Source organism: Marinobacter sp. F3R08, from assembly GCF_018860425.1.
Classification (GTDB): Bacteria; Pseudomonadota; Gammaproteobacteria; order Pseudomonadales; family Oleiphilaceae; genus Marinobacter.
In genome coordinates this window covers 187,122-204,532 of the sequence record NZ_JAHKPI010000014.1, presented here as the reverse complement: position 1 = coordinate 204,532, position 17,411 = coordinate 187,122, and the positions used below count along the sequence as shown (strand labels likewise).

The 17,411-nt window shown below is 55.1% G+C and carries 17 protein-coding genes; 3 read left to right on the top strand and 14 right to left on the bottom strand.

What is annotated here, in order from left to right; all coding sequences use genetic code 11:
* Nucleotides 1–9: 9 nt before the first annotated feature.
* The 4 genes from KO499_RS04010 to KO499_RS03995 all read right to left on the bottom strand — a co-directional run bounded on the left by KO499_RS04010 (nt 10) and on the right by KO499_RS03995 (nt 5,469).
* Nucleotides 10–3,153 (bottom strand): efflux RND transporter permease subunit, encoded by a 3,144-nt coding sequence (locus tag KO499_RS04010; protein ID WP_215982421.1) that lies wholly within the window; start codon nt 3,151–3,153, stop codon nt 10–12.
* Nucleotides 3,154–3,156: 3 nt separating this feature from the next.
* On the bottom strand, nt 3,157–4,251 hold the full coding sequence (locus tag KO499_RS04005; protein WP_215982420.1) for an efflux RND transporter periplasmic adaptor subunit: 1,095 nt from the start codon (nt 4,249–4,251) through the stop codon (nt 3,157–3,159).
* A gap of 46 nt (nt 4,252–4,297) precedes the next feature.
* Nucleotides 4,298–4,858 (bottom strand): DUF3833 domain-containing protein, encoded by a 561-nt coding sequence (locus KO499_RS04000; protein ID WP_215982419.1) that lies wholly within the window; start codon nt 4,856–4,858, stop codon nt 4,298–4,300.
* 131 nt (nt 4,859–4,989) lie between these two features.
* Nucleotides 4,990–5,469 carry a winged helix-turn-helix transcriptional regulator gene (locus KO499_RS03995; RefSeq protein ID WP_215982418.1) on the bottom strand — a complete coding sequence of 160 codons (480 nt, stop codon included), beginning with the start codon at nt 5,467–5,469 and terminating at the stop codon, nt 4,990–4,992.
* Between the two features lie 136 nt (nt 5,470–5,605).
* Between KO499_RS03995 and KO499_RS03990 the strand changes: the two genes are divergently transcribed.
* The 3 genes from KO499_RS03990 (at nt 5,606) to thpD (ending at nt 9,072) form a co-directional block, all read left to right on the top strand.
* Nucleotides 5,606–6,862 carry a D-amino acid dehydrogenase gene (locus tag KO499_RS03990; RefSeq protein WP_215982417.1) on the top strand — a complete coding sequence of 419 codons (1,257 nt, stop codon included), beginning with the start codon at nt 5,606–5,608 and terminating at the stop codon, nt 6,860–6,862.
* A 35-nt stretch (nt 6,863–6,897) separates the two neighbouring features.
* A complete protein-coding gene (gene alr / locus KO499_RS03985) occupies nt 6,898–7,986 on the top strand; it encodes an alanine racemase (RefSeq protein WP_215982416.1) in 1,089 nt (362 codons plus the stop codon).
* 150 nt (nt 7,987–8,136) lie between these two features.
* Entirely contained in the window at nt 8,137–9,072 is a 936-nt protein-coding gene (gene thpD / locus KO499_RS03980; protein WP_215982415.1) for an ectoine hydroxylase, read from the top strand.
* A 63-nt stretch (nt 9,073–9,135) separates the two neighbouring features.
* Here thpD and KO499_RS03975 read toward each other — a convergent pair whose 3' ends face one another.
* From KO499_RS03975 to rpmH, 10 genes are all read right to left on the bottom strand, one after another.
* Complete coding sequence (locus tag KO499_RS03975) at nt 9,136–9,885, bottom strand: substrate-binding periplasmic protein (protein WP_215982414.1); 750 nt, start codon at nt 9,883–9,885, stop codon at nt 9,136–9,138.
* A gap of 171 nt (nt 9,886–10,056) precedes the next feature.
* Nucleotides 10,057–10,314 carry a hypothetical protein gene (locus tag KO499_RS03970; protein ID WP_215982413.1) on the bottom strand — a complete coding sequence of 86 codons (258 nt, stop codon included), beginning with the start codon at nt 10,312–10,314 and terminating at the stop codon, nt 10,057–10,059.
* Nucleotides 10,315–10,437: 123 nt separating this feature from the next.
* A complete protein-coding gene (locus KO499_RS03965) occupies nt 10,438–11,130 on the bottom strand; it encodes a response regulator (protein ID WP_215982412.1) in 693 nt (230 codons plus the stop codon).
* A 5-nt stretch (nt 11,131–11,135) separates the two neighbouring features.
* Nucleotides 11,136–11,993 carry an ATP-binding protein gene (locus KO499_RS19960; RefSeq protein ID WP_228339799.1) on the bottom strand — a complete coding sequence of 286 codons (858 nt, stop codon included), beginning with the start codon at nt 11,991–11,993 and terminating at the stop codon, nt 11,136–11,138.
* A gap of 669 nt (nt 11,994–12,662) precedes the next feature.
* The gene (locus KO499_RS03955) at nt 12,663–13,265 is read right to left on the bottom strand and encodes a 2-hydroxychromene-2-carboxylate isomerase (RefSeq protein WP_215982410.1); all 603 of its coding nucleotides are present in this window, start codon (nt 13,263–13,265) and stop codon (nt 12,663–12,665) included.
* Between the two features lie 127 nt (nt 13,266–13,392).
* Nucleotides 13,393–14,763, bottom strand: a complete 1,371-nt coding sequence (gene mnmE, locus KO499_RS03950; RefSeq protein WP_215982409.1) for a tRNA uridine-5-carboxymethylaminomethyl(34) synthesis GTPase MnmE — start codon at nt 14,761–14,763, stop codon at nt 13,393–13,395.
* A gap of 70 nt (nt 14,764–14,833) precedes the next feature.
* On the bottom strand, nt 14,834–16,549 hold the full coding sequence (gene yidC, locus KO499_RS03945; RefSeq protein ID WP_215982408.1) for a membrane protein insertase YidC: 1,716 nt from the start codon (nt 16,547–16,549) through the stop codon (nt 14,834–14,836).
* A 4-nt stretch (nt 16,550–16,553) separates the two neighbouring features.
* Nucleotides 16,554–16,847 carry a membrane protein insertion efficiency factor YidD gene (gene yidD / locus KO499_RS03940; RefSeq protein WP_215982407.1) on the bottom strand — a complete coding sequence of 98 codons (294 nt, stop codon included), beginning with the start codon at nt 16,845–16,847 and terminating at the stop codon, nt 16,554–16,556.
* A complete protein-coding gene (gene rnpA / locus KO499_RS03935) occupies nt 16,847–17,254 on the bottom strand; it encodes a ribonuclease P protein component (RefSeq protein WP_215982406.1) in 408 nt (135 codons plus the stop codon). The genes yidD and rnpA overlap by 1 nt, the downstream gene beginning before the upstream one ends.
* A 14-nt stretch (nt 17,255–17,268) precedes the next feature.
* The gene (rpmH, locus tag KO499_RS03930; RefSeq protein WP_008172542.1) at nt 17,269–17,403 is read right to left on the bottom strand and encodes a 50S ribosomal protein L34; all 135 of its coding nucleotides are present in this window, start codon (nt 17,401–17,403) and stop codon (nt 17,269–17,271) included.
* Between the last annotated feature and the right edge of the window lie 8 nt (nt 17,404–17,411).

Here is a 17,411-nt window from a genome sequence, read left to right as displayed (position 1 = left end):
TGGTCGCTCTTAAAAGTCGTCAGCGCGTTTCTGAGCTACGGCCAGACCACCACCACCAGCGCTGCCCGAGGCCTGCCGCTCCAGTTCCTGCTCCACCGCGTTAGAGGATTTTGCGTACCGGGCCAACAGGTTATAGAGCACCGGAATAATGAACAGTGTCAGAGTGGTTGCGAAAATAAGGCCACCCAGAATAACCATACCAATGGCCGCACGGCTTTCCGCCCCGGCGCCGGTGGCAATGACCAGGGGAATCGCGCCAAAAATCGTCGATATTGTCGTCATCAGAACCGGCCGGAAGCGCAGGCAGGCGCCCTCAAGAATCGCGTCCTTGACCTCGTAGCCCTTATCCCGAAGCTGATTGGCGAACTCCACAATCAGTATGCCGTTCTTGGCCATCAACCCCAGCAACATGATGATCCCGATCTGACTGTATATGTTCAGGCTGATTCCGCTCCACCAGAGTGCCAGCAGCGCACCGGTCACTGCCAGAGGCACGGACAGCATGATGATCAGCGGGTGGATCCAGCTTTCGAACTGTGCCGCCAGGACCAGGAACACGATGACAAATGCCAGCGCAAAGGTGACATAGATAGCGGCTGAGGAGTCCTGGAACTCACGGCTCAGCCCCTTGTAACTGACCCGGGCTTCTGATGGCAGGTTATCCACAGCCAGGTTATTCAGGTAGGTCAGCGCCGAGCCCAGGTCATAGCCATCTGCCAGAGAGGCACTGATAACCACTGCCGGAAGCCGGTCAATACGGCGCAGGTCCGGGTTCGCGCCAACTTCGTCCACCGATACCAGCGCCTGCAACGGAATCAGGTTACCGCCTTCCCGGGGCCGGAGGAAAATCTGCCCCAGGTCAGCCGGGGTTGCCCGGTTGGCATCCTCAGCCTGGACGATCACATCATACTCGCGGCCCCGGTCGATGTAGGTGGTTACCTGTCGGGATGCCAGCATGGTTTGCAACGTCAGCCCGACATCTTCAACAGTGATGTCCAGATCCGCCGCCCGTTCCCGGTCTATGTTGACCCGAAGCTCCGGTCGGGTCAGTTCGAAATCGGTATCCAGATTCTGCAGATTCGGGTTTTCCTTCGCCCGCTCCACAATCTCCTGGCTCCAGGCCTGGACCGATTCATAATCCGGACCAGCCACAACAAACTCAACGGCCTGACTGAACCCGCGCTGCCCCAGACCGGGCGGATTCACCGCAACCGTTCGGATTCCGGACACATCGGCGAGCTTCTTACGGATGTCACTGGTCACCTCCTGCTGTTTGATCTCACGTTCGTCCCAGGGCGACAAACCCATGATCAAAAACGCGTTATCCTCTTCCTCCCGGAACCCGACAATGGCCAGCAAACGGTTGGCGGTCCCCTCTTCGAGGTACGGCAGCAGGGTCTCTTCCACCTGGCGGACGTAGTGGTCGGTATATTCCACCGTTGCCCCTCTTGGCGCGCTGGTCGGCATGATGATCACCGCCCGGTCCTCAGTGGGTGCCAGTTCCTGGGGTAGCTTGGGATACACCACGGCCGTAATCACCAGGCCCACCAGACCCAAACCCAACAGCAATCCCGGTTGACGCAGCGAAAACAGCAACAGTTTGCGGTACCCGTTGGTCAGACCATTCAGCAACTTCTCGCTGGCTGCCCAGAAACGGTGCCCTTCTGCGGTCTCCGGACTGTGCCTGAGCCACTTGGAGCACAGCATGGGCGCCAGTGTCAGGGCGACCAGGCTGGAAAACACCACTGCCGCGGCGAGGGTAAAACCAAATTCTGCAAACAATCGACCTATGTTCCCACCCATGAATGAGATGGGGATAAAGACAGCGACCAGTGTCAGCGTCGTGGCAATAACGGCAAACGCAACCTGTTTCGCTCCGCGATAGGCGGCAAGCAACGGAGGCTCACCCTCGTCGATCCGGCGCTGAATGTTTTCCAGCATTACGATCGCATCATCCACCACCAGACCAATGGCGAGAATCACCGCCAGCAAGGTCAGGACGTTGATGGAAAAGCCCAGGAACCCCAGCCCGATAAAAGCACCAATGACGGCAACCGGAATGGTCACCGCCGGTATCAGGGTGGCGCGCCACGAACGCAGGAACAGGAAGATAACCAGAATAACCAGAGACACTGCGATGGCCAGCGTGGTTACCACTTCCTTGATAGAGGCCCGGATGAAGATGGATTCGTCATAACTTTCCGCAATAGTGACTTCCGGTGGCAGAGTCTCGCGAATCTTTTCAAGCTCGGCGCGGACCGCATCGGAAACAGCCACTGTGTTGGCCTTGGACTGGCGGATAATACCCATGCCAATGGCGGTCTGGCCGTTCGCTCGCAAGCGGCTGACGTCCGACTCCACCCCCATCTGGACATTAGCCACCTCTCCGAGACGCAGCAGATCGTTGCCATCCCGGCGAACCACCAGCTGCCGGAACTGTTCCACATTCGACAACCGCCCCTCGGCTCTGACCGTAAAGTTACGAGTGGACGAATCCACCGAACCGGCCGGTAACTCCACGTTGTTGGCGCGCAATGCGCGTTCAACCTCCGCCACCGTGATATCGCGGGCTGCAAGCCGCTCCCGGTCCAGCCAGACCCGGATAGCGTATCGACGTTCACCACCGATACGCACGTCCGCTACACCATCGAGCACCGACAGCCGGTCAGACAGAACACGGTCAGCGAAATCACTCAACTCGGCGCTGTCCCAGATGTCACTGCGCAGGGTGACCCACATCATCGGGCGGGCATCGGAATCGGCTTTGCGTACCACCGGTGGATCCGCTTCATCCGGCAGCTGGTTAGCCACCCGGGACACCGCATCGCGAACGTCATTGGCAGCTATGTCCACGTCCCTGGCGGTGCTGAATTCGATGCTGGTTCGGGATTCGCCCTGTTCCGTTGAGGATTCAATGGACCGTATGCCTTCAATGCCACTGATGGTGCCCTCAATCACCTGGGTGATCTGGGTGTCCACGACTTCCGCGGCTGCGCCGGTGTAATCGGTGGATATGGAAACGACGGGTGGATCAATATCCGGATATTCCCGCACCGGCAGACCCATCAGGGCTGCCAGGCCAAATACCACGATCAGAAGACTGAGAACCGTCGCGAAGACCGGACGTTTGATGGAAATATCAGATAAGACCACGGATCACGATTCCCTGGCAGTAACAAAGCGGTTCTCGGGAATGGACTGGTCATCCTCCAGAACCCGAATCCGATCCCCACTACTGAGCCTGTCCTGACCGGTCACAATCACCGAATCATCCTGTTGCAGGCCAGTGGCAACCTCGACAAAACCCGGCATGCGCGAACCCAGACTGACGGAAACCCGTTTTGCCACACCATCGTCGACCACAAACACGTACTGTTCATCTCCGCGGATCATGACCGCCTGTTCCGGGATCACCAGCGCCTGCCGTTCCCGAAGCGTCAGGGTCGCAGACATGAACTGGCCCGGCCGGAGCAGGCCATCAGGGTTGTCGATCAATGCGCGCACCGGCAGCGACCGGCTCAACTCACTGACCCGGGAACCCAGCTCGACCAGTTGACCGGAAAATGGTCGATCAGCGTAGGCCGGAGAGGTTCCCTTTACCTCCTGGCCAAGACCAACCTGGCCAAGAAACCGCTCGGGAATCGAAAAACCGAGCTCCATTCTGTCTGTTGTATCCAGAGTGGTCACCGACGTTCCCGCCGTAATATAAGCTCCGATACTGATGTCACTCAGCCCCACCACGCCGGAAAACGGCGCCTCTATCCGATGGTTTTCCAGACGAACCTGCGCTGCCTGGCGCTGGGCTTCGGCCACGTCCACCGACGTTCTCAGTTCGTCGACCTGGGACTGGGAAATACTGTTGTTGGATCGCAGCCGTTGCGCTCTTTCAAACTGTCGACGGGCATCGGCCAGTTGGGCTTCGATGACGTTCAGATCGGCCCGGGCCTGGCGATCGTCCAGGCGTAACAGAACCGCACCCTGCTCTACACGGCGACCGGTTTCCAGATTCAGCTCCACGACCCGCCCGCTGACCTCGGTGGTCAGTTCAACCGCGTTGAGAGCTTTCAGACTGCCAACGGCGTTGACCACATCTCGAACCGTGTCCATGCGTGGAACAACCGTGTTGACGGCACTGGCCGAACGCTCCCCAACACTCTGGGAATCTGCGCCCGCGTCCAGCTTCTGATACACCACGGCCCCGCCTACAGCAACGGCCACCAGCACCAACGCAATCAACCACTGTTTCCACATAGGGTTTCCAGAATTTCCCGGTTTCGTTTTTTTGATCAGTTGTCTGTTACTTTTTCTGGATGACCAGAACCACCTCACCCACATTGACTCCCCACTTGCTCATAGTGGTCTGGTTAATCAACGTGTCCGGAGTGACCAGGTACATCCAGTCGTCCATGCGCACATCCAGGGTTCCATCACCGTAAGCCACACGAAGAACATAATTCATGTGTATTGCGTTGCCACTCCAGCGCATGGTTCCAGGTTCAACCACATCACCAGCCTCGGCATGATAGCCCTGAGCCGACGGCGTCAGCGTCCAGACCCGGGTCTGGACCTCGCCATCATCAAATCGAAATACTTCATTCAGGGTCCCGACATCCTCATCATCCCAGGACGCGGTGATATCTGCATCGAAGGTACGAATGACCTGCCCTGAGAAATCCTTGACCTCGCCACGGGCGGAAAGTTCGCCGGAAAAGAATTTTTCAGGTACCAGTTCAGGGTTCTGATCTGCATAGTCCTCAAGCGAAGGGCCAGCACAACCACTCAACAACAGCGCCGATAACAGTACCCAGAGTATAGTTGTCGAAATACGATTCAATATTATACTTATCAGGCTTTGCATGACTTTTACACTCTCCGATGGATGTTGACGAATTCCTGGCAAACAGAAATACGCCACAGAGAGCTTCAACGATCATTACCGGGAACCCGGATTTCCCCTGTTCGCGGGCGTTACAAGGCGCTGTTGCCGATCTAGTCCAATGGCAGCGAAAGGCTCTCCTTCACCTCTTCCATCACAATATAGCTCTTCGAATTCTTGACCCCGGGCAACGTCAGAAGCATGTCTCCAAGTAAGGCCCGATATTCAGAAATCCCGCTGATCCGTGCCTTGATCAGGTAATCAGAATCGCCAGACACCAGATGACATTCCAGGATATAGGGCAGCGCTTCGACTGCCTCACTGAATTCCTGGAACGAGTCCGGCGACTGGTAGGACAGGGAAATCTCCACAAACACCAGCATGTTGTAGCCAAGCCGCTCGGGGTTCAGTCGGGCATGGTAGCCCTCGATATAACCCTCTTTTTCCAGTCGCCTCACCCGTTCAATACAGGGCGTTGAACTGAGGCCAACCTTGTCGGCGAGGTCGACGTAGCTGATTCTGCCATCCTTTTGCAGTGCCTTGAGGATACGGATATCCAGTTTGTCGAGAGATCGCTTTCTTCCTTCATTCATTTTTAGAGTTTTCCACTATTTTAGGTGATTTTTTCAAAGGTTAATCCTTTATATTCCTTAAAATCAAAGTTTATTAATGGTGTTTTGATAATAAACTGGTGATATCAAATTACTTGTATCTGGCTGGAGACGGACTATGAAAGTGCTGGTTTTAGGTAGCGGCGTTATCGGCGTAACGACCGCCTGGTATCTGGCAAAAGCGGGCAATGAGGTCATCGTGGTAGACCGCCTGGACACTCCGGCCACCGAAACAAGCTATGCCAACGCCGGCATGCTGTCCTTTGATTATTCAACGCCTTGGGGCGCCCCCGGAGTGCCGTTGAAAGCCATCAAATGGATGATGCAGGATATTTCCCCTCTCTACTTCGACGTCAAACGTTTCGATGCCAGCACCATCAGCTGGATGATGAAAATGCTGGCCCAGTGCTCATCCGAGGCATTCGATGTGAACAAGGAGCGGATGCTGCGTGTGGCCCGCTATAGTGCCGACTGTTTCCGGGAGCTGAATGCCGAACTGGATCTGGACTACGACGTGCGAATGAAGGGAACCCTGGAAGTCTTCCGAAGCCAGAAAGAACTGGATGGAGCAGCCAGTGACGTGGCGATTCTGGAGCGTTGCAATGTTCCCCATGAAATGGTCGATGTACAAAGCTGCATCAGCCATGAACCGGCCCTGGCCAACGTGAAAGACAAGATCGTCGGAGGCCTCTATCTGCCCGGCGACGGAACCGGTGACTGCCACAAGTTCACCAACGGTCTGGCCCAGGAATGCCGGAAACTGGGTGTGCAGTTCATGATGGGAACCGAAATTCACTCGATCGAAACCACAAAGGGTAAGGTCAGCTCCCTGAAAACCAGTGCCGGCGAACTCAAAGCCGACAAGTACGTGATAGCCCTGGGCAGCTATGCACCGTACCTGACCCGCCAGATTGGTATCAATCTGCCGATCTACCCGCTGAAAGGTTATTCCCTGACCATGCCGATTATTGACGAGAGCAAGGCGCCGGTCTCCACCGTCATGGATCAGAAGTACAAGGTGGCGGTGACCCGTTTTGATGATCGTATTCGGGTTGGCGGTATCGCCGAGATCGCCAACTTCAACAAGGAGCTGAATCCGAAACGACGGGGCGCCATCGAGTTCACAGTCAGAGATCTGTTCCCGGGCGCCGGCGATGTTGATGGTGCCGAATTCTGGACCGGGTTGCGTCCCATGACCCCCGACAGTGTGCCCATTCTGGGCAATACCCAGTACGACAATCTGGTCCTCAACAGTGGTCACGGTACGCTGGGCTGGACCATGTCACTGGGCGCCTCCCGCTACGTCGCCGATGTGGTCAACGGCAAAAGCCCTGATCTCAATCCTGAGGGGCTCTCCATGGCCCGCTATCACTGATCTTTCACCCGTAGAGTAACGAAAAGGGATCCACCATGGCCCGCGCAGCAACCTTGACGATAGATCTGGATGCCATTGCCCACAACTACCAGATCGCGAAATCCAGAGCACCAGAGCAACAGGCTCTGGCAGTGGTCAAAGCCAATGCCTATGGCCATGGCGCGATTGATGTGGCAAGAAAGCTCGAACCCGACGTGCCCGGGTTTGCGGTTGCCTGCATTGAAGAAGCGGTAGAGCTGCGTGATGCCGGTATTCGCAAACCGATTCTGCTGCTCGAAGGGTTCTTCACCGCTGACGAACTCGATTACATCTGCCGCCATAATATCTGGACCGCGGTACACAACGATTTCCAGCTCGACGCGATTACCTCAGCGAAGCTGGCCGAACCGGTAAATGTCTGGCTGAAGCTGAATACCGGTATGAACCGACTGGGCTTCGGCCCGGATGACTACCGGCTAGCCTATCAGAAGCTGAAGGATCATCCGCAGGTCAGTGGCATAACCCTGATGAGCCACCTCACCTCAGCGGATAATCTGGCCAGTCCCGAGACCCGGCAACAGATCGAACGCTTCAACAGCGTCTATCGCGACTGCCCTACTCCCCGGAGTATTGCCAATTCCGCCGGCACCATGAAGCACCCCGGGGCACTCCAGGACTGGCAACGCCCGGGTATCATGCTCTACGGTTCCTCACCGTTGACGGATGAAAATGAGGTCCAGAGCCGGTTGAAACCAGCGATGACTCTGACTTCAGAGGTTATTGCCGTGCATGAGCTGCAACCCGGAGAGGCCATCGGTTATAACGGTACCTGGGTGTGCGAGCGACCAACCCGGATCGGTACGGTGGCGATGGGCTATGCCGACGGCTATCCACGTCAGGCCAGGAATGGCACACCAGTGCTGGTGAATGGCCAGCGCACCCAGCTGATCGGCCGGGTGTCCATGGATATGCTGACGGTAGACCTGACTGGCCTGGACGCAGGCCTCGGTTCGGCCGTGGAATTCTGGGGAGACAATCTGTTGGCCAATGAAGTCGCATCCTGGTGCGACACCATTTCCTACACCCTGTTTACCGGTATTACCCGCCGGGTGCATCGCAAGCTGCAGGGCTTTGAGAGACGCTAGCAAGGGGACCGGAGACACGCCTGATTATTGCCCTTGAAAAATTCGGACCTGTCCCCCAGCTTTACTCCCGAATTTTCAATTTTTATATCTTAACTAATTGATATTTAAATTTAATTTTCAGATTTCAGTATAAAAGATGGAGGTTCGAATATGGAAACTCGTGCTGACGACTTTTATCCAACCCGCCTTGAACGCCCGACCAAAAGCTTCGAACGGCAGGACCCCGTCGTGCATAGCAAGGGTCGGGACCGCGCCGACGGGCCACTGAGTGACACCGAGCTGGCACAGTACGAGGATGACGGCTTTCTGGTATTCAACAACTTTCTCGATCCAGCCACCGTTCGTCAGTTCCGGGAAGATCTGCGAGCCTATGAAGACGATGACCGTATCCTTCGCTCGGAAGGCACTATTACCGAGCCAGGTAAGCAGGAAATACGCTCGATCTTCGGCATTCATGAGCTTTCCGATCGTTTCGACCGCCTGACCAGGGATCCCAGGATCCTGGCTATGGTACGCCAGCTCCTGGGCAGCAAAGCGCACATCCACCAATCGAGAATCAACTTCAAACCCGGTTTTCACGGCAAGGGCTTTGACTGGCACTCTGATTTCGAAACCTGGCACGCCGAGGACGGGATGCCCCGGATGCGGGCGGTCAGCTTTTCCATCGCCCTCACCGATAACACGCCGTTCAACGGCCCGTTGATGCTGATTCCCGGGTCCCACAAGACCTTCGTGCCCTGCGTCGGCCGCACGCCGGAAGACAATTATCAGTCGTCACTGAAAAAACAGGACCTTGGCGTTCCCAACAACCGGGACCTCGCCGCCATGGCCGATGAACACGGTATCAAAGCTCCCACCGGACCTGCCGGATCGCTGATCATTTTCGAGTGCAACACACTGCATGCTTCAAATGCCAATATGTCGCCCTGGCCCCGAAGCAATCTGTTCTTCGTCTATAACAGTGTGGAAAACCAGCTTCAGGCGCCCTACTGTGGCAATAAACCCCGGCCAAATTTTCTCGGCAACCGGGCATCGACAAACGCTTTGCAAGCAATCAATACCCGGCGCCGGAAACAGGCAGGGTAATACGTGCTCAGATAAAAAAGGGAAGCCACAAGGCTTCCCTTTTTAGTCTTCCACCCGTGCTGATCAGAGTCCGTACTTGGTCTCGATGGCTTCGAACATTCCGGACTCCTGAATTGCTTTGAGCCCCTCAGTCAGTTTCGCAATGACCTCATCGGGAGTTTCCGGATTCATCGCCAGAAACAACTGTGTCGCATTGAACGAGAAGACCGGAACCAATCCCTCAATATCCTGCTGGGAAGCAACGTAGGGGCCACCAAGGCGATCTGCCAACCACAGATCAATCTGACCGAGTTCCAGCCGCTTCGGATTCAGATCATCACTGTCGAGTGCCGAAACCTTGTAACCGCGTTTGATGAGGTATTCCGACTTCACATCATTCCGATAACCACCAAAGACCTTATCTTTCGCTTGTTCCAGATTGGTCATCTGAAAATCGGAGCCGGCCGGAGCAAACACCGTCCAAAGGTTGTTGGTTAATGGCCCAACCCATTTGAACAACGGCGCACGGTCTTCTGTGTAGGTGGTGCAGAAGATCCCGTGATTGGGTTTGCTCAATGCCCGGTTATATCCGTAATCCCAGTTCCGGAGTTTAATGCGGTAATCCAGATCGGTCTCTTTAAGGGCAGCCAGCACCAGCTCTGTGCACAGCCCACCAATTTCTTCGGCACTGTGCTCGAAGGCTCTTCCGGAATTGCTCATGTTGTACGGAGGGAAATTTTCCGTATAAAGATACAATCGATCGTCGGCCTGGGTGGCCAAAGAGGTTAAAACCAGGCCCAACAACGCACTGATACTGAGTAGTATTCTGAACACGTTTCATCTCCGAGCAGCTAGTAAATTCAATACTACCTACATTAAGGCAAAATTTACGCCTTACGCCTCTACCACTCTCAATAAAAACGTTTCAATTGGTAACCGGAGAGACGGAGCCTGGCCTGGCTCCGTCAGCTTCAGAATCTGCTTTGCTGAGCAGTCGCAGATACACTAACGCCTGGGCGCGTTCTCAGGAACAGCGACCAATTTCCCATCGAGTTTTTCACAGGTCGCCTCGAGACTCTCGCCACCGCGTCCGGCAAAACTTACATGTTCACCCTCTGCCAGACCTTCACAGGCTTCGAAGGCTTCCGGGGGCGGTCCGGATGGGCGCTTGCCGCCGGATGAACCAGGCTGCCCAGCATGGCTGCAGGCCGACAAAGTACCCATCAGGATCAGAGTCATCAGTACAGATCGGGATTTGCCCATCGGTTGTATCACCTCGCTAAATGGATTGGTGTTGCGATCAGGCAGAAGTGTATTGAGAAGCGTTGTCGAGATTGTGAGAGAACTATGGAATTTGCCCTTTTGCCGGGGATCGCCAGTGCGCATTCATTCCGGATCAAAGCGATAGCCTGCACCGTAGACCGAGTGGATAATCTGTTTACCCGGACAGTGAGGCGCCAGTTTCCTTCGCAGATTTTTGATATGGGAATCAATGGTCCGTTCGCAAACCAGGCGATAGTCATCGTAGATAATATTCAGGAGCGCATCACGGCTGAACACCACGCCAGGTTGTTCCAGCAGATGACTGAGCAAGCGATATTCCACCCGGGTCAGGTCCAGAGGCTGTCCCTGGACCCGAATGGTCATTCGCGCCGGATCAACAGTGAATGGGGAAACAGGGGAGTTTTCCCGCGGGAACGGTGTACGCTCCATTCGCCGGAACATGGCTTTCACCCGGGCAACCATCTCTCTGAGACTATAGGGTTTGCAGACATAGTCATCGGCGCCGGATTCAAGCCCACGCAACCGATCCGCCTCCTCAACCCGGGCAGTCGACATAATGATAGGTATCGGAAACGCGTGCCGAATGTCATTGCACAGGTTGAGTCCATCGCCTCCGGGCAACATCAGATCCAGAATAATCAGGTCGGCGTCGTGGCTGGACAACCAGGGCATGACCTCGTCAGCGCGATACAGACAGTGAACCCCGAAACCGGCAGCTTCCAGATAATCCCGTAGCAATGCTGCAAGCTTCTCTTCATCCTCAACAACCAGAACGGTTCTGTCGGTTTTTGTCATGTCGGTTAACTTCCTCCCGCTGGTTCGCCGAAACGGGGCAATTCCACCCGGATGGCCAGACCACCCATCGAACTCCTGTTGGCCGAGATTGTTCCTCCATGAGCCAGAACGATCTCCCGACAGATCGCGAGGCCCAGACCGGAGCCACCAAGCGCACGACTGCGGGATTGATCGACCCGGTACAGGCGATCAAAGATCTTTTCACAATCCTCCTCGGACACCGCCGGAGCGGAATCGAGAACCTCCAGGACAACCAGCGTGTCACCGGCGCTGAGCCGGACACACACCTCACCGCCCGGGTCCGTGTATCTGAGACTGTTTTCCAGAAGATTTTTCACCAGTTGGGACAGTCGATGGGCGTCTGCCTGCAAGCAAACCTGTCCCCGTATCTCGGTGTCCAGCGCCAGATCCTGTTGCTCCATGCGGGCTCGGAAATGGGCTATCTGGTCCCTGACAAGACCTGCCAGATCAATCTCTGCCCATGTCAGCTCAAGAGAGGCCTGATCGGCCAGGGACAGCAGATGCAGATCATTCACCAGTTTACCGAGGGCATCAATTTCACCATGCAGAGCAGCCATGCGTTCCGGGGTGGGCTGTCGGATACCATCGATAATGGCTTCCACTTCGCCCCCGAGAACGGCAATGGGAGTGCGAAGCTCATGGGAGATATCCACAATCCACTGGCGCCGAAGCTGCTCGTTACGGGCCAGAGTTCGGGCAAGGTGATTAAAGTTGATGGCCAGTTCACTCAACTCGTTTCGTCCCTTGACCGGTACACTGACTTCATAGTGTCCGGCCGCAAGTTGCCGGGCCGCATTCATAACACGATGGATGGGATTCAGGAACCATCTCGCCCAGACCATGGCCACCAGTAACGCCAACACCAGACCTGCCAGCATTATCCAGACAAGGTTAGTGCGTTGTTGATCAATAAAACTGCGTGCAAGCTGGTTACTGACAATCTCTGTGGGCTGCAGTCCTAACCAGCCGACCGATTTGCCGTTGGTGCGAATGGGATACCAGTGGTCTTCAGAAACCGGAATCGATGGGCCCGCGACCCGCTCCCAATTGTTATCCACAAGCACAATCCGGTGAGCCAGGGGAACCATTGCCGCCATCAGGTCAGGCTGTTGAGGGGCGTGTACGCCACCTGTTTCCCCCCGAGTGCGAGGCCGCGGCGGCTGACGCATCTCGGACGGAACAGTAATAGCTGAGGCTTCCAACAGCCTCGGCCAGTGCCGACCATCATTCCGCAGAAACTGCCAGCTACCATGTTGAAGGTATTCACCGGCAAGCAGATTGGCGGTGTGGACAACCTGCTGGGTCTCGATCTGCCGGACGTAGGAAACGAACCCGCGCTGAAAGGACCAGTTCACAACCACCAGTATCATCGTAACAATGACACTGAAGGTCAGCAGGAGGCTTAGCAGCCACTTGTAAAACACTCCGAATCTCACGGATCACCGCTTCAGGAACAGAAAGTCCGTATTTGACCCGGAGTGTCAGTGATTGGCAAGTATGTTGCTCCTGAATCAGGATATCGCTGACAGCGTTTCTGCCAACAACTCGACCCGATCCTGCCCCCAGAATTGCTCACCATTCAACACATAGGCAGGCACACCTACCACGCCCTCGCGAACAGCATCCTCGCTGTTGCGATCGTATTCATCCGCAATCTCTGCACGTTGAGCAGCCGCGATAATACCGTCGCTATCCAGCCCGAGACTGTTCAGAATGTCACCAATCACGGCTTCGTCCGCAACATTTTTCTCCTCAGCCCAACAGGCCGTCAACACCCGTTGTACAAACTCGCCCGGAGAATGACCCGCATGCTGCAGGGCCATAGCGCAACCGTCTGCCAAAACCGGACTCGCCGGAAAATGTGCCGGTTTGAGATTCACAGCCAAACCACGTTTCCTGGCCCACCGTTCGATTTCAAGCAGTCGATATTCCTGACGGCAAACCGGGCGCTCCGGGATAGGTTTCGCGCCGGAATTAGCAAATACGGTTCCCAGTTTAACCGGCTTGAAGTTGATCTCTGCACCGGCCTTTCGGGCTGTCTCAAGGAATGCCTGGTGTCCAAGGTAAGTGAACGGGGAAATGCACGTGAAGTAATAGTCGATCTTGGGATTCATCGCGTTTGGCTCCTGGATAATTACTTTTGTTTGTTTTGTTCGTCCAGTACTCTAGCGATTATTGAGTGACCGCTCAACAAAAATGAACACTGATTGTGAAAAAGCCGGTCATACCAGTATCGAATGACTACTTGCCAATGCAGAAACTGCTGAAAATCTTGCCCAACAGTTCATCAGGCGTCAGGTGACCGGTAATTTCACCCAGTGAATCCTGGGCGGCGCGCAGATCTTCCGCAAGAAGTTCGCCTGCACCAAACCCCTCCAACTGACTCTGCCCCTGAATTAACAGGTCCCTCGCACGTTCCAGTGCATCCAGATGACGACGACGGGCCAGAAAACCGCCTTCTGTCGTGCTGGCAAATCCCATGCATTGCTTCAGATGGTCTCGCAGTATTTCCAGACCGTCGGCACCTTTCGCTGCCAGACGAATGACCGGAGCGTCGGGATGGTCTGTATTGCTGATTCCCACTGTTTCGCCCGAAAGATCCACTTTGTTACGGATAACCGTGACAGGTGCTTTCTCGGGCAACTGGTCGATAAAGTCCGGCCAGATTTCATGGGGTACGGTTTCGTTGGTGGTAGTGGCATCCACCATCAGGAGGATGCGATCAGCTTGCCGGATTTCCTCCCAGGCCCGTGCGATACCAATCTGTTCAACTTCATCGGGGCTGTCCCGGAGACCTGCGGTATCGATAATGTGCAGTGGCATGCCATCAATGTGGATATGTTCTCTGAGAACATCCCGGGTAGTTCCTTCGATGGCCGTTACAATGGCCGCCTCACGACCAGCCAGAGCGTTGAGCAGACTGGATTTACCGGCATTGGGCCTGCCGGCGATTACCACTTTCATGCCATCTCGCAGGATAGTGCCCTGCTGGGCTTCCGCCAGGATTATCTCAAGCCGATCCAACAGGTTCTGCAGGTCGCTGGCTACCTTGCCATCGGCCAGAAAATCAATTTCCTCTTCCGGAAAATCAATGGCCGCCTCAACGTAGATTCGCAAATGGGTAACCGCATCTACCAGATCTTCTATCTGCCTGGAGAACACCCCCTGCATGGAACGAACAGCGCAACGGGCCGCCTGTTCCGAACTGCTCTCAATCAGATCGGCAATGGCTTCGGCCTGAGCCAGATCGAGCTTATCGTTCAGAAACGCCCGTTCGGAGAATTCTCCCGGCCTGGCCAGCCTCGCGCCCTGACTGCAGACTTCACGAAGCAGCAAGTCCAGGATGACTGTTCCACCGTGCCCCTGCAGCTCGAAGACATCTTCCCCGGTGAAGGAGTGGGGATTGGGGAAAAACAATCCGATGCCCTCATCAATCAGCTCGCCCCCACTATCGTGGAAGGGTCCGTAATGCGCATAGCGGGGTTTGGGCTCGTAACCCAGTATCTGACAAGCAATGGCACGGGCTCCAGGGCCGGAAACACGCACGATGCCGACTCCGGCCTGGCCGGGTGCCGTCGCAATGGCTGCAATGGTTTCGGTACTTTGACTCATGCTTTTTCCACAGGCTGAAAACAGCAAAGGCTCCACAGAGGAGCCTTTGCCGGGACGGTTCGGGCACCGATCAGTGCTTTTTGCCGGCCATTTCTGTTTCGATCTTGCGGGTAATGTACCACTGCTGGGTGATCGACAGAATGTTGTTTACCAACCAGTACAGAACCAGACCAGCCGGGAACCAGAGGAAGAAGACCGTGAAGATCAACGGCATCAACTTCATGATCTTGGCCTGCATGGGATCCGGTGGTGTCGGGTTCAGACTCATCTGCACAAACATGCTGGCGCCCATCAGGATCGGCAGAATGAAGTAAGGGTCCATCACCGACAGATCCTGGATCCACAGCATGAATGGCGCATGGCGTAGCTGCACACTTTCAAACAGTACCCAGTACAGAGAGATGAACACCGGCATCTGAACCAGTATCGGCAGGCAGCCGCCAAGAGGATTGATCTTCTCACGCTTATACAGCGCCATCATTTCCTGGGACATACGCTGACGGTCATCACCGTACAGCTCTTTCAACCGGGTTAACTGAGGCGCCACCGCCCGCATTTTGGCCATGGATTTGTAACTGGTGGCGGACAGGTGGAAGAACACTGCCTTGACCAGCACGGTCAACAGGATAATGGACACACCCCAGTTGCCGACGATGCTATGGAACCAGTCCAGAATGATGAACAACGGCAGCGAGATAAAGAAAAGCCAGCCGAAATCAACAGTACGGTCCAGGTTCGGAGCCATGGCTTCCAGACGATCAATAATCTTCGGTCCGACGTAAGCCTGGGCACCTATCTCGGCAGTCTCACCCGCCGCTACGGTGGTTGCAGGATAGACAAAGCCCATTACGTAATTCGAGCCGCGCTGTGTGGTCTGGTATTGGGCAGGGATATCACGCTCCGGCACCCAGGCAGACAGGAAATAATGCTGCAGGAAGGCCAGCCATCCGTTGGTTACAGACTGATTGATCTGGGTTTCCTGCAGATCACCGAAATCAAATTTTTCGTACGGATCTTCCGGCGAACTGATAACCAGACCCAGGAAGGCCTGAATACCCATGCTGGTCTGTGATGTCGGATCCGGCGCTTGGTCACGGACGATTTTGCCGGTGAAATTGGCTTGCCAGTCATCACTGGACTGGTTTGCAATCAGGTACTTGACGTCAATTTCATAACTGTCGCGTTGGAATTGATAGCGCTTGGTGATCTGGACACCTGTCTCTGTGGTGTAGGTCAGATCTACCTGCAACTCGTTATCACCCTCGGCCAATTCATAACTGGAAGCGTCGGTGCTGTAGACAGGTGCGGAACCGTTCTTACGGCTATCGGGGCCATCACGACCTATCAGACCACTTTCCAGGACATACAGTCGGTTCTGGGTGTTATTCAGCAGAGTTAACGGATCTGTGCTGTTGAGTGAATCGTCGTAGTTAAGCAGCTGAGCTCTGACCAGGTTGCCGCTGACCCGATCAATTTGCAGATCGTACACGTCAGTGCGAACTGAAATGAACTGATCACTCACGGTGGTGTTGGTTTCTGTCGAGCTGATAACCGCCTGACCTGTTTCCGGCGTAGAGAATTCGCCATTACCGTCAACCTGTGCGGAGCCGCTTTCCGGTAGCATCATATCGTCTGAACTACCCATGCTGCCTGTAGACTGCGAAGGCTGAGATTCAGAGACTTGCGGGGTTACGGGTTGCTGATGGTAATCCTCATTCCAGGCAAGCACCATCAGATAACTGACAATAGCCAGGCCGGCAAATAATACGATGCGTTGAATGTCCATAGAGTTACTGTCTGGTCTGGGTTGTTGTGTGGGAATGATCAGCGTGTGAGCAGAGTGTTACGGTTTCCTGACCCTGGAGTTCTTTTGTTCCAGGCACGGGATCATAACCGCCTTCCGCCCAGGGATGACACCTTAACAGACGCCGGATTGCGAGAAATAATCCTTTGATCGCGCCATGGTGAGTTATCGCTTCAACGGCGTATTGTGAACACGAGGGATGGTGGCGGCAATGGCTAGCCATCAGAGGACTGATTGCATACTGGTAGAAGCGGATGGGCAGAAGCAAAAGCTTGCGCATTAACCCGTTCCTCGATCGGCAGTTTCGGATGATGCTGCCCGGGATGGCTGGGATTGTGCGTGTTTTTTCCTGAGACGACGCCAAAGATCATCTACGGATGCACGAACGGAAGGATTATCGAGGGAAGCAAGTCCCTGACGACCCAACACGATCAGATCGAGGCCAGGCAGATCCGTCTGTAGCCGAAAACTTTCTCTGATTTGCCGTTTTATCCGGTTTCGCTGGACCGCGTGCTTCAGATTCTTTTTGGAAAAAATTAATCCGATCCTGGCATGACCGAGGGTATTCGGTGTCGCCAGGATCAGAAAATTCCGATGCGGAACCTTCAGCTGCACGTCGTTGAAGACTTTGCCGTAATCAGCAGGTCGCAGAAGACGATGCGATTTCGGGAAACTCAAAGCCTTCATGAGGCAGTCAGAGCTTACGCGGACAGACGTGCGCGGCCTTTGGCACGACGACGGGAAATAACTTTGCGGCCGTTGGCAGTGGCCATACGGGCACGGAAACCGTGAACGCGCTTACGCTTCAGGACGCTTGGTTGAAACGTTCTTTTCATGGTGATGA